Raw genomic sequence first — 13,612 nt, 5'->3', positions numbered from 1 at the left:
CCCCTCTTATATAATTAGACTTATTCTTTCATCAAAATATCTAGAGTATGTGCACTTGCTCCCAATAAATCTGGTCTTTCACAGGTTGTAAGATGATATTTAATAAAAATCTTAAAAGTTTCTTCATCCATAGCATTAAGAGTTGGTCTCATATAGTTAGCTGGACCATCAGCTGCAATTAACTTTACCCTTTGAACTCCTACTGCCTCATTTATTTTATCAATGTCTTCAATTCTTACATAATCATATAAATCCTCTGGTTCTGAGATAACATGAAAGTCTTCACTAAGCTTTCCATTTTCTATAGATTCACGTACATTATTTTCCTTAAACCCATATGTTATTACACTATATTCATTCATACAGTAAGCTACTAAGATGATTCCCCCAACTTTTGTTACTCTTTTTGCTTCTTGCAATGCCTTTACTTTATCTTCAAATTTATATAAATGATACATAGGTCCAAAAACCAATGTCATATCGAAAGTATTCTCTGAAAATCTTGACAAGTTCAACGCTGTCCCTTGATATGCTTTTACTGTGCTTCCCTTTGACTTTAAAACACCTAAATTATGTTTTACAAGCTCAACTGCAGTTACGTCATAGCCTTCATTTGCAAGCTGTACAGAATATCTACCAGTTCCAGCTCCCACATCTAAAATTTTTGCATCTTTTTTATCTTCTAAATAATCATGAATATACTTCATAGACGTTATATATTCAACCTGTCCATGTCTCCTTGTTAATCTTTTATCTTCACAAAATTTATTGTAGTGTTTCTCCAATTCCTTAGTCATCTTTTTATGTTCTCCGTTTACTATCATTTTTAATTATTATTCCATCAAATATTATACTATATATTATAGTTAAAATATTAATCTTATTTATTACATTTAGGTGTATTTTTACTATAAGATAGTAAACTTTCAACCTAATCTTATCTCATACTTTAGTACCTTTTGAACTAATGTCAATAATTGCAAGGAAACTTCTATCATAAAAACTTATTATCTGTACAAAATAATTTAGAAGGTGGTGATTATATTATGGCTAATAAATCCAACAAGAACAATAAGACCAATAAAACAGATAATTCCAATGTAAACCTAGAGAACACTTTCTCTGGTTCAAAGCACCAGAATGGTTCTTTTAGCGTTAATGAACAAAGTGAATTTTCTAGCAAATATAAAAATGTTGAACCACTTCCAGAATCTGCTCGCCCTAGACGCGATGGCCCTGGTGGAGAAGACGGAGAATAGTCTTTTTTAAGCTAAATAAACAAGTGGTGATATTTATCAATATCGCCGCTTGTTTATTCTATCTTATTACCATACAATCTCTATTGCGATCCTTATGTTCTCCAACAGCATATCCTTTAACCCCTCATAATTCTATTGAATCTCTGGACTTATAGTAATCTATAGCTGTAGAAGAAGGATTTATTTATTCTTTCTTTTTTATTGAGTTACCAAAACATCATCAAAAGCTACATTAGCAGAAGTTGTTCTAAATCCTATCTTTCCAGAGGTTAATTCAGTATTTGGATTAGTCCAATCTGTTAATAGCCTTCCATTAACATATCCTTTTATATTATTTCCGTTTACTACAGCTTTAATTATATACCACTGATTTGAAGAAACTGTAAAGGGGGTACTAGACACTTGAGTCAAAGTCCCAGCTACACATTTATACAACTCCAAACTATTGGTAGATCCGTTGATTCTATACATATAATAGTTATTTGAATCCTGAACTCTAAATAGTATCCCTGCATTTGCATTTGTAATAGGAAGCTTCGCCTCTGCTTGATATGCATAATTTGTCCATGCAGTTCCTCTAGTAATAAAAGAAGTTGCTGTAGCATTTTGATTCAAAACATTGCTACCATCAGTTGCTACACTCCAACTTCCTGAATTAGAAGTCCAGCCTGAAGTATCTCCATCTTCAAAATTATCGCTTAATATGGTGGTACTTGAATTTGAAAATCTAATATTACTTACATTACTGCCTTGGGTAGCATTCAGATCACTTAGGCTTGTTGCAACTTTACCTAAAACTCTAACATTTGAGAAAGTCACACCATCAATAGTTCCTGTGCTGTCATGGCCTGATATATAAGAGTTTTTTCCTCCAGTACTACGAATATTACAATTCTTAAAGGTTACGTTATTTACAGGACCTGAAGTACTAGTTCCAACACTAAACCAGTGATTACCAAATTGTGTCATATCACATCTTTCTACATCTATATTGTCAAAAGTAACATCCTGAACTGCTGGAGTACCATAGCTATGGTCCACAACTAAGGCTCTAGAACATTGATAAACATAGGAATTTTTAAAGTTTACATTTTTCTGCAACTGATAAGTACCCATGCCTATCTTGAAGGCTACGCATTTAGACCATGCTAAGCAATCATCAAAGGTCACTGTATCTAAATTTTGTACAGTTCCAGGCCATCCACTTGACATACCAGTCTGCATCCAAGTCTTAGTTGAAAAGGTGTCATCATCAGATAATCCTATTGCATGAGAAACAGTAACATTCTGACATTCATTTGCATCAAAGCAGTCAGCTTCAAGATAGTCAAAGCTTTGGAATGCCTTGTAGTTTTTAATCATAACATTTTTAGAACGAACAGGCATAAATGCCCAGAAGCCCCCATCTCTCATTATTATACCATCAAAAGTAAAATTAGTAGTTGCCAATGGAACTAAAAGGTTATTTAAAAAATTCGAATTTACTCTCATATCGATACCTTTTCCATCGATAGTTCCTCTGCCCCTTATGGTTATATCGTGAGAGCCTTCTGTAGTACGGATAAAATAAGTTCCATCCTTACTAAGTGAGCTTTTATTAAAGTCAGTAATATAATCTGCACCGTTTCCTGTACCTACTATTACCGATCCCCCTGCTAGATAAAAAGTAACATTACTTTTTAAAGTTAAATTTCCACATTTGTAGACTCCTGCTGGAACATATACAGTACCTCCTCCAGCATTATGTGCATCATCAATTGCACCTTGTATAGCTTTTGTTGCCATAGACGTACCTGTTTTATCTGCATTGTATTTTGAACTAGTAACATTGTAGATTCCAGCTCCCGAAGATGCAGGAATATTAGTTTCTAGTGGATCTGCTGCTATTACAAGCTTTTTCATATCATTTATTTTAACGATTACATAAGTTGAAGTTGAAAGAGTAAAGGTAAGTTTATTTCCACTTACAGTTCCTGTTATGTTTTTAGCCATTGGACTGATGGAATAAGAGTTGATATTCTCGCTTGCAGTAACTTCAATATTTACTGTTCCCGAAAAAGAAAATTCTGAATAATCATATTGGCTCACGTAAGATATTACAGGAATATTTGTATTATCAGCTTTTACTGAAAAAGCACTGGATGCTTTATAAATTGAAGGCATAGCATAGCTTTGGATAGTTGAAGCTGCAAAAACTGTTTTTGGTATGATTAACGAAGTTGAGATAAGTACTACAAGAAATAAAAAGATATTAATCACTTTTCTATTAAACATAAATACCTCCTAAAAATTTATACTTTCTAGTTGTTAAAATATATATGAAGGTGTCTGCAGAACCGTACATATTCTAGAATTAAATCTGATTTTCAAATCTCAACTCCAACAGGATATGTAGTATCTTTATAGCTATATCTTTTAATATTTATTAGTACTGTATGTATAGATGTACCACTTCATATTAGAATTTATATTTTATTACGAAGTGGTACATCATATATAATCCTTCAAAGCAGAATTCTATGAATTTCAACTTAATATTACTACTTTATCTTTATAGGTTCTTGTATTATTCTGATATTTTTATTGAACAAAATTGACTTATTGTTTGCGATATTGTTATCTTTAAGATTTTTAGCTCATTCCATATCTATAATATTACAAGCAAACTTTAAAAAAGATTTGATAAAAGGAAATCGCCTGGAGAATAATAAAAAAGATATTTATTATTCTCTGACAACACTAGGAAAAGAAGTTTTTAAAATACATGAAATACTTCATGGAAATGAGCATGATAAATTTGTAAAAATATTAAATCACTACGATAAATACAGTCTAGTCATTATTAATAAATTTTCAGATGATTTAATAAACAAACTTTAAGGAGGAGAATAGCACTATGGCTGATAATAGAAATATAAAGGTGAAAGAACATATTCAAGATATATCTGATTTACTAAAGTCAATGAAAGAAAATATAGATTATTCAGAAAGTGTAGCTAATAGAGGAGATGAAGTAAATAGTTTCGTTTCATCTTTTGAAGAGCTTTTAACCCATACAAAATTTATACAAAATATCTCATCTCAAATAAATGATGTGGCATCTAGAACTAATTTACTAGCACTTAATGCATCTATAGAGGCAGCAAGAGCTGGTGAGGCTGGTAAAGGCTTTTCAATAGTTGCAGATGAAGTAAAAAAACTTTCTGTAAGTACAAAAGATTTGGTTTTAAGCATGAACGATACATTAAATAAGATATATTCTTTGACGGCGGAAGCAAATAATGAACTAGAGAAATTGAAGAATAGGTCAAATAATATACACCAAGCTAGAAGCAACTTTTCTAAGGTAAGTAGTGACTTGGATACTGTGCTCGTTAAATTTCACGAGTTTAAGGAATTAATTTAATTAGTAAAAAACCCTAGACATATCACTGTCTAGGTTTTTTTATGGTAAAGACTAAGCGTATCCTTTGAAATACATCACTAAATTTATTAATCATTAAATGTATCTATTCTAATATCACGTTCTAAAGTTTTTAACTTGTTTGTTCATTCATAGACATTTTCATTAAGCCTTTCTGTCTAACCCCTAGCCATAGGATAATTCCAATCACACATGATATTCCTTCTGTAGCTGTCATAGTCCAAATAACACCATTAACTGCAAATAGCATGTTTCCAACAATCAAAATAGGAACAAATAAAACACCTCTCACAGCAGCCATAACATTTGATTGCACACCATTTCCTTGGGCTTGGAATATTCCAGTGAAAAATTCACATAAGGCAGCAAAAACAGTTGAGGATAGTTGAGCTATTAAAGTTATTTGACCAATAGCGATAACCTTAGGATCAACACTAAAGAAAGCAATTATCTGTAATCTGAGTGCAAATAGAACTGCTCCTAGAGTTAATGTTAAAACCAGCATATACAATATGGTCTTTTTAATAACTTCCATGAGTCGCTTTTGATTATTCGCAGAATAAGCAAAGGCAATTAGTGGTACAACTCCCATTGCAAAGCCCATCCCAATGCAGTCTACAATTTGAACAATTCTTTGTGCAATTCCAAATCCAGCCACAACAGTGTCTCCATAAATCATAGAGTAATTATTGAAAAGCACACTTATAACCACAAAAAATCCACTAAGTAGTAAAGCTGAAACTCCAACCTTAAAGATGTTACTATAAATCTCTTTACTTGGCTTAAAATACTTAAACGATAAATTCTGAACAGTACTCTTCTTTTGTAGATAATATATAAAATATAGAGCGGAAACTATATTACCGCAAACTGAGGCTAGTGCTGATCCCATAACATTCATATTAAGAACAAAAATGAAAACTGGGTTAAGTATTATATTAACTACAATACCTGCTATAGTACCCGTCATAGAAACAGTTGATGCTCCCTCAGCACGTACAGATGATTCAAGCGCCATATTAGTAATAGTGATTGGAGCACCAATAACAAGTATCATTACAAAATTTCTTGTATATTGTAGCGTTTCACCACTTGCTCCTAAAAGCGGCAAAATATAAGATAGTATAGGCAAGCATATCAACGTAAAAATAATTCCCATAATCATTGAAGACCAAAAGTTAATAGAACTAACCTTTTTGCTACTCTCTATGTTGCCCTCACCTAAAAGTCTTGATATATATGTTCCCGAACCTACTCCAAACATTTGTCCAAGTGCCATTAATACTAAGGTAAATGGCAATGCAAGCATTACTGACGCCATCATCGCAGTATTATTAAGCTTACCTACAAAAAAAGCATCGATGATATTATAGACAACTGAAGCTATACTACTTAGCATCATAGGAAGAACCATGTGTATTATTGCTTTTGTAACAGGTGCCTTTTCAAGATAGTACAGTGATTTTTGATCTATATTTTCTATGTTTTCCATATAAAAAAACTCCTTTCATTTTGCGAGTAATAAAATCCGCCCTTAACATTAATATTGTTTTTAAATACTGTTTGCCTTCTATAAACATAGTATATGGCTTCAATTTAAACTGAACTTAAATGGAATTTAAACGCAATGTAAACAAAAAGAAAAACCACAATCTGTTAAATTCAGACTGTGGTTATAACCTAGGGCTAACAAAGCAGATATTAAAGTGTGGGATATAGATGAAGCAACTTGAAAGTCTCTTCACATGATTTATATTTTTTTATTATTCATACTAACATGTAGTCCTAGTTATTCGATTTCTAACTAATTAAATAATTACAAGTATCTACACCATTCCTCCTATATATGTTTTTGTTTAACAATTGAACTTATTATAAAATTTTACTTGTTTTAATTTCATTTTATAATTAATCTTTAAAGTAAAAAATGCTACATAGGAAAACTATAAGTTCCCTTAGTAGCATTTTTATCATTTACTCTCTTTTCTTGTTAAATAGCAAGAAAAACTTTTCTACATCCTCATAATTGTTGGAAATTGCTATTAGAACAATTATAAAAAAAGTATATTTATCTAATCCATATAGTCCCAATACTGTTGCACTAGCAATAAGTGAAGATATTCTAGCTACAGTCTTAGACAACTTTTTGATTTTTTCCCTATCTGTCAAATTAGTACCCCCAAGAATTTACTAACCTATTGTTAACATACTCAACTATATCAACTGACCAAGGAGTACTATCCCCCTTATTATTATAGTACTTTAAATTGCTATACCAATGTTCAGTTCCATCTAAATCTTTCGTCATATAGCATTCTGACACAAATATTACAATTAACTGTTAATCAAGTATTTACAAATAAAATTTTATTTTTCAATTTTACACAAGCTTGTTACAAACTATAATATCATTATTATCTAATAATATATGTCTAAATCTATCATAGTACACAAAGAAAGTATCGACAAGACACTCTTCTATTTTTCAAAATATACTACATAATATGTTAAATACAAGAACTTTCGTTCTTTTTATTTAATTCAATTTGTAATTTGCCTAAAATTCATCAATAACTCTATTTCGTTAATAATTTATTAACTATTTCTTTTTATGTTTACACTTTTAAAGCTTAACATGCCTATTTTTTATCATTTTTAATTGGTAATATAAGTATTTAATCACCTTCATTCAATGATTGTTCTAATTCATATACTCGTTCCATATATACTAGAATTTTTTTTATAGAAAAGTAACCAGTTCCAGTCGCTCTCTTACAAAAACGATTTTTTATATATTAAATTCCATATCTCATCTAGTTGCTGTAAAAATCACTCTTTCTCAAGAGCTGTTCTTCATGAACATTTTATTGTAAATTAAATAAAGTCTTCAAAAACTCAATAAAATACTTTGAAGGATAAATCCGAACAATAAAACATATATAAAATGACATTTTGGATCTTTAGTAAGTCATATCAAAGTAAAATAACATATTAAATTCAGTTTGTATTATCTTAATTTAGATACTTTAGTAACTCACCTATTAATTTATACATACTAATTTTCGAACGAATATAAATTAAATCTTCATAAAAGAATTCTATAGCTTCTATTTGGGTAAGAAAATAGTTAATTCCGTGCCTTTTCCAATCTCACTTACAAGAGATATCTTCCCACCATGTAGATCAATAATTTTCTTTACTATTGAAAGCCCAAGCCCATTGCCACCCAAAGAACGATCACGGGATTTGTCTACTTTGTAAAACCTCTCAAAAACTCGTAGCTGATCTTGCGGTGAAATCCCTATACCTGTATCAGAGATCCTACATTCAATTCCGTTTTCATCACTTGATAATTTAACACCTATATTTCCGTTTTCTGGTGTGAATTTAATAGCATTATTAAGCAAGTTTATAAATACCTGACTTAATAAATCCTCATCTCCCCATATAGTGACTTCCTCAAGTAAAACATCAAGTGTTATATTTTTCGCCGACCACTGTGGTTCTAGCATGAGTAGGATACTTTCAATTTGATTATTAATTTGATACTTTTTTAAATTTAAATTATTATCATCCGATTCCAATCTAGATAATCTCAATAGATTTTCGCTTAGTTTTGATAATCGTTTGCTTTCTGTTTCTATTATATTGGCATAGTGTGATACCTTTTCTTCACTTAAGTTTCCCTTTTTTAAAAGAGACGCAAACCCTGAGATAGAGGTTAATGGTGACTGTATTTCATGGGATACATCTGATATGAAATCCTGACGTAGTTTTTCCAAAGATCCAAGCTCCTTTGCCATTCTGTTTACCTTGTCAGCTACCTCATTAAAAGGATCCAATTCATTTGTTTTCACAAGTACATTGAAATCACCAGAAGACATCTTGTTCATAGCTTCAATGGCTCCACTTAATATTGGAAAATGTGAAAGATCAAATTTTTTATGTTTATTAGCGAAATGTTTATGTAAATAGTACCATCCTCTCCAGATCAGAAAGTATATCAAAGCAGAAGTTAAACTTTGAACAATAATGATTATGTATGAAGGGATATTTTGTGATTGACCGAAAATAAACATATAAATATAATGCCCACTGATAAGACCGAATAATGTTGTAAGAAAAATCAGTATTAGTGAAATAAAAGACCAGTTTCCTCTCAACTCTCTTCCTCCAATCTGTACCCAAGTCCCCTAATAGTAGTTATTTTGAACTTGTAAACCTCACATGGAAATCTCTCTCTCAGACGATTTATATGAACATCAAGTGTTCTCTCGTTTCCTTCAAAATCAAGCCCCCAAATCTCTTCAATGAGCCTATTCCGTGAAAGTGTTTTTCCAAGATAACTTCCAAGCATGAATAAAAGTTCAAATTCCTTCATTGGTATATCACATTTTTCATCATTGTTAATCACAGTATAGCTACTTTTATCCATAACTAAATTACCAATATTAATAGTCTGTGAAGTAGACACTTTATACCGCCTCAATAGTGCTTTAATTCGAACAAGCAATTCATCTATCTCGAAGGGTTTAGTTAAATAATCATCCGCCCCAAGCTCAAACCCCTTTACTTTTTGGGAAAGTTCGCTTTTTGCAGTAAGCATTAAAATTGGCATATCTTCATAATATTTACGTACTTGTTTGCAAAATTCATAGCCATCCATTTGTGGCATCATAATATCAAGTACACAAAGATCAACCTTGTCCTCGCCAAGTTTTTGTAATGCATCTCTTCCATTTACTGCCTCAGATACAGAAAAACCTTCATTTTTTAATACTGTACAAATAAGCTCTCTGATATAACCATCATCATCTATAACTAAAATTTTATTCAAATCTATCACCGTCCTACTTTAAGTATACCTCATGAATTTAAATAGAATATAAACTTAATTTAGTTTTTACACTCTTTCTTCATAATAAAACAAAAGACCCACTAAAATCTAAATTTAAGATCTTCGTGGGTTTTATGTCGGCGGCAAAACACATTTAGCCAAACCTATTATTTATATTTAAACATAATTATTAATTAAATTCTCTGATTGATTACAATTTTTCAAAAACTAGTGTAGCTTGAATCCTATCTCCACCCATTAAACCTTTGCAACCTGCAGAAGTAGTGGTGATTGTATGTAATCTATAACCTTTTTCGGCTTGTGTGTTTATCACTTTTTCTAATTCTGTCAAATTCCCTGAGCCTGTCCCAATAAACTTTTCTTTTAGTACAACTTGCAAAACAACATATTGCATAATATTTCATCCTTTCTTTATTGCTTATATTCATATACCTAATTTTTATGCGTGTCGTATCACATCTATATCGTTTTTACGCTTCCTAGATATAAATAGCATCCATTGAAATAATACCTTAAAAAGTAAAAAACTTCAACTTAGATAAAATATATCAAAATTGAAGTTCTTTAACGATAGTTCAACACCATAATAACTGAAAGCATGACAACTATTATTTTTATTCGATTCAATAAAAGTCTGCAAATTACAGTTAGAAGTGTGCTTAAATCTAATCTCTTATAATTTCGTATTTAAACCATTATAATTACTAAGGAAAGAGTTAAGAGTTTTTAAAATATCTTCCACTCCACCCTCAATATCACTTTCAATATTTAAGGCAAGAAGAGGTTCATGCAAGGATAATCTTAATAAAAACCAACCTTCTTCTTTAGTACAATTTATTTTTATTCCCTCATAATTTTGAGGCTCAATATTCCAGCCTTCAACTTTATGTGAAAATTCTTTTAAATTATCAATCACTGATTGACCATAAGCTTTAAAGTCTTCGTCAGCTATTTTTATTCTAATTTCTCTGCTTTCTTTAGGATGCTTTAAGTCCTTTATTAAATAATCAATGTCTTTTCCTTCTTTTTTAAGTTTAGACATTTCTATAAGGATTTTTACTATAAGGTAAGCACCATCATCCAAAAAGTAATTTTCCTTTAAAGCTGCATGACCTGATGTTTCGATCGCTAAAGGACATTCAATTCCTTCAGCATTTAACCTTTTAGCTTCATTTATAACATTTTTATATCCACGTTTAAATCTACGATGAATTCCACCTAGATTAGTTATAAACTCACTTAACCCTGTTGAGGTTATGGAATCAGTAACTATGGTTGCCCCATTTTTTTCATTAATTATTATTGAGGATATTAAGGCTATAAGAGCATTTTTATTTATTTCTTCCCCAGATTTTGATACTATAGCAGCTCTATCCACATCTGTATCAAAAATTATCCCAAGATCTGCTTTACACTTTAACACCGCATTTCTTATAGACTCCATAGCTTCTTTATTTTCTGGATTAGGTATATGATTTGGAAAGTTACCGTCAGGATTTAAGAACTGACTTCCTTCTATATCAGCTCCAAGATTCTTTAATACCTTGGTTGCAAAAAAGCCTCCTGCTCCATTTCCTGCATCAACTATAATTTTAGCTCCTTCTAATGGTTTTTCTGACCCTACAGCTTCTCTTACTTTATCAACAAGTACTTTTGAGTAGTCATCAACTAAACTAAACCTTTTGACCTCACCACTTAAATTTTTTGATGAGCTTTCATCATTCATAGAAAAATCTATTATCCTATTAATGTCCTCTTTCTCACATCCACCGATTGAAGTAAAAAACTTAAGACCATTGTAATAATATGGAAGGTGACTTGCTGTGATCATGATTGCTCCATCACACTTATAATCTTCTAATATCGTTGTCATAAACATTGATGGTGTTGTGGTCATCCCACAATCAAATACTATTACGCCTTCTTTAATTAAAGCATCAATTAGAGCAGCCTTTAAGATACTGCCAGATAATCTTGAGTCCATTCCTATAGCTACTTTTAAGTTGTTTTTGTTATCACCAATACTTCTTAACCACTTAAAGAAGCCGCTACCTATTAAAGCTACAATCTCAGGAGTTAAGTTTGCTTTATGCTCTTTAGTTTCTATAGCTATCCCTCTAATATCAGTGCCGTTTACTAGCTTTTTTAATGATATACTTAAATCTTCCTTAATGCAGGAAAAACTTGTAGCCATTGCTATGCCTCCTTTTTAAGATTATTTTAGTTCTTTAGCTGCCTTAACAATAGCTTCTGGTGTAAGTCCATAGTGTTCTAGTAGTAAATCTGGTGTTCCTGACTGTCCAAATACATCTTTAATTCCTATTCTCTTAAGTTTAGCTGGATATTCTTCTGATAATACTTCTGCTACTGCTGAACCTAATCCACCAATTATGCTATGTTCTTCTGCTGTAACTACCTTACCTATCTTTTTAGCTAAACTTACTATAAGCTCTGTATCAAGCGGCTTTATACTAGCTATATTTACAACAGTTGCTTCTATGTTTTCCTTGCTTAAAGTCTCTGCTGCTTCTAGTGCTTTTGCTACCATTATTCCTGTAGCTATTATTAGTACGTCTTTTCCTTCTCTTAATATCTCACCTTTTCCTATTTTAAATTCATAGTTTTCATTATGAATTACTGGTGTTGCTGCTCTTCCAAATCTTATATATACTGGTCCGTAGTATTCTACCGCTGCATATACTGCTTTTTTTGCTTCTACTGCATCTGAAGGATTTAGTACCACCATATTTGGTATACTTCTCATTAAAGATATATCCTCTATAGCTTGATGGCTTCCTCCATCTTCCCCCACTGTTATACCAGCGTGAGTTACCGCTATCTTCACATTCAATTTTGGATATGCCACTGAGTTTCTTATCTGCTCAAAGGCTCTTCCTGCTGCAAACATAGCAAAAGTTGTTGCAAAGGGGATTTTTCCGCAAGTAGCGAGTCCCGCTGCCGTTCCTATCATGTCAGCTTCTGCTATTCCCATATCTAAGAATCTCTCTGGTGCTACTTTCTTAAATTCTATACTTTTAGTTGCTTTAGCAAGGTCTGCATCCAATACAACTATTTTTTCATTTGGTGCTAATTCCTTTAATGCTTCTCCATAAGCTTCTCTTGTTGCTATATTCATTATTTTTCTCCTCCTTTTAACTCACTTAAAGCTTGCACCTTTTGCTCTTCATTTGGTGCTGTTCCATGCCAGGAGGCTTGATTCTCCATGAAGGAAACTCCTTTTCCCTTTACTGTCTTAGCTATTATTGCTGTTGGTTTTTCTTTAACTTCTTTAGCTTTAACTAGAGCTGTTTTTATTTCTTCTAAGTTGTGCCCATCTATAACTAACACATTCCATCCAAAGGCTTCAAACTTCTTATCTACTGGACTTACATTCATAACTTCTTCATTTGATCCATCTATTTGTAGTCCATTAAAATCTACAACTGCTACTAGATTATCTAGATTATAATGAGCTGTACTCATAGCAGCTTCCCATACTTGACCTTCTTGTAGTTCTCCATCGCCTATTATTGTATATACCCTATAGTCTTTTTTATCTAACTTTCCTGCGAGAGCCATTCCATTTGCTGCTGATAAACCTTGACCAAGAGACCCTGTAGACATGTCTACTCCTGGAGTCTTCTTCATGTCTGGATGCCCCTGTAATATTGATCCAAGTTTTCTAAGAGATTTAAGTTCTTCTTTTTTAAAGTATCCTCTTTCAGCTAAGGCTGCATAAAGCCCTGGTGCTGCATGTCCTTTTGATAATACAAATCTATCTCTATCCTCCCACTTAGGTTCTTCCACCTTTATGTTCATCTCTTCAAAATATAATACTGTTAGTATATCTGCTATTGATAGTGATCCGCCTGGATGTCCTGATTTTGCTTCTGTTAGCATTTCAACAATATCTATTCTTATAGCTTTTGCTATATCTTTTAGTTTTTCTGTATTCAACTTCTATTCCTCCTATATTTTAAGGAGCTGTCACTGAAAGAATTAAAATCACAATATGTTAAAACTCTAAAAAACTATTGCGGTATAATTTCTTAATGTGACAACCCCTTAACT

General features: G+C 31.8%; 13 protein-coding genes. 2 read left to right on the top strand and 11 right to left on the bottom strand.

Going from position 1 to position 13,612, the window contains the following annotated elements; all coding sequences use genetic code 11:
* Nucleotides 1-20: 20 nt before the first annotated feature.
* Entirely contained in the window at nucleotides 21-797 is a 777-nt protein-coding gene (locus JHL18_RS03700; RefSeq protein WP_200266951.1) for a class I SAM-dependent methyltransferase, read from the bottom strand.
* Between the two features lie 249 nt (nucleotides 798-1,046).
* Here JHL18_RS03700 and JHL18_RS03695 point away from each other — a divergent pair, with 249 nt between their 5' ends.
* Entirely contained in the window at nucleotides 1,047-1,259 is a 213-nt protein-coding gene (locus JHL18_RS03695) for a hypothetical protein (protein ID WP_200266285.1), read from the top strand.
* A 198-nt stretch (nucleotides 1,260-1,457) separates the two neighbouring features.
* On the opposite strand, the gene JHL18_RS03690 is transcribed toward JHL18_RS03695, so the two are convergent.
* Nucleotides 1,458-3,533: a 3-keto-alpha-glucoside-1,2-lyase-like domain-containing protein gene (locus JHL18_RS03690; protein ID WP_200266284.1), complete on the bottom strand. Its 2,076-nt coding sequence runs from the start codon at nucleotides 3,531-3,533 to the stop codon at nucleotides 1,458-1,460.
* 622 nt (nucleotides 3,534-4,155) lie between these two features.
* Here JHL18_RS03690 and JHL18_RS03685 point away from each other — a divergent pair.
* On the top strand, nucleotides 4,156-4,665 hold the full coding sequence (locus JHL18_RS03685; RefSeq protein WP_200266283.1) for a methyl-accepting chemotaxis protein: 510 nt from the start codon (nucleotides 4,156-4,158) through the stop codon (nucleotides 4,663-4,665).
* Between the two features lie 130 nt (nucleotides 4,666-4,795).
* On the opposite strand, the gene JHL18_RS03680 is transcribed toward JHL18_RS03685, so the two are convergent.
* From JHL18_RS03680 to JHL18_RS03640, 9 genes are all read right to left on the bottom strand, one after another.
* The gene (locus tag JHL18_RS03680; RefSeq protein ID WP_200266282.1) at nucleotides 4,796-6,175 is read right to left on the bottom strand and encodes an MATE family efflux transporter; all 1,380 of its coding nucleotides are present in this window, start codon (nucleotides 6,173-6,175) and stop codon (nucleotides 4,796-4,798) included.
* Nucleotides 6,176-6,657: 482 nt separating this feature from the next.
* Nucleotides 6,658-6,852 (bottom strand): hypothetical protein, encoded by a 195-nt coding sequence (locus JHL18_RS03675; RefSeq protein ID WP_200266281.1) that lies wholly within the window; start codon nucleotides 6,850-6,852, stop codon nucleotides 6,658-6,660.
* Between the two features lies 1 nt (nucleotide 6,853).
* Nucleotides 6,854-6,991 (bottom strand): hypothetical protein, encoded by a 138-nt coding sequence (locus JHL18_RS03670; protein WP_200266280.1) that lies wholly within the window; start codon nucleotides 6,989-6,991, stop codon nucleotides 6,854-6,856.
* Nucleotides 6,992-7,790: 799 nt separating this feature from the next.
* Complete coding sequence (locus JHL18_RS03665; RefSeq protein WP_200266279.1) at nucleotides 7,791-8,846, bottom strand: sensor histidine kinase; 1,056 nt, start codon at nucleotides 8,844-8,846, stop codon at nucleotides 7,791-7,793.
* Complete coding sequence (locus tag JHL18_RS03660) at nucleotides 8,843-9,520, bottom strand: response regulator transcription factor (RefSeq protein ID WP_200266278.1); 678 nt, start codon at nucleotides 9,518-9,520, stop codon at nucleotides 8,843-8,845. Before JHL18_RS03660 ends, JHL18_RS03665 begins: the two co-directional genes overlap by 4 nt.
* A gap of 211 nt (nucleotides 9,521-9,731) precedes the next feature.
* Complete coding sequence (locus JHL18_RS03655) at nucleotides 9,732-9,935, bottom strand: DUF4177 domain-containing protein (RefSeq protein WP_200266277.1); 204 nt, start codon at nucleotides 9,933-9,935, stop codon at nucleotides 9,732-9,734.
* A 279-nt stretch (nucleotides 9,936-10,214) separates the two neighbouring features.
* On the bottom strand, nucleotides 10,215-11,735 hold the full coding sequence (locus tag JHL18_RS03650) for a phosphohexomutase domain-containing protein (RefSeq protein ID WP_200266276.1): 1,521 nt from the start codon (nucleotides 11,733-11,735) through the stop codon (nucleotides 10,215-10,217).
* Nucleotides 11,736-11,756: 21 nt separating this feature from the next.
* Nucleotides 11,757-12,677: a transketolase family protein gene (locus JHL18_RS03645; protein WP_200266275.1), complete on the bottom strand. Its 921-nt coding sequence runs from the start codon at nucleotides 12,675-12,677 to the stop codon at nucleotides 11,757-11,759.
* Nucleotides 12,677-13,498 carry a transketolase gene (locus tag JHL18_RS03640; RefSeq protein ID WP_200266274.1) on the bottom strand — a complete coding sequence of 274 codons (822 nt, stop codon included), beginning with the start codon at nucleotides 13,496-13,498 and terminating at the stop codon, nucleotides 12,677-12,679. Before JHL18_RS03640 ends, JHL18_RS03645 begins: the two co-directional genes overlap by 1 nt.
* Nucleotides 13,499-13,612 lie beyond the last annotated feature (114 nt).

Source organism: Clostridium yunnanense, assembly GCF_016595795.1.
In the GTDB taxonomy this organism is placed as follows: domain Bacteria; phylum Bacillota; class Clostridia; order Clostridiales; family Clostridiaceae; genus Clostridium_AR; species Clostridium_AR yunnanense.
The sequence above is the reverse complement of the archived record's forward strand: the minus strand, read 5'-3'. Positions and strand labels throughout refer to the sequence as shown.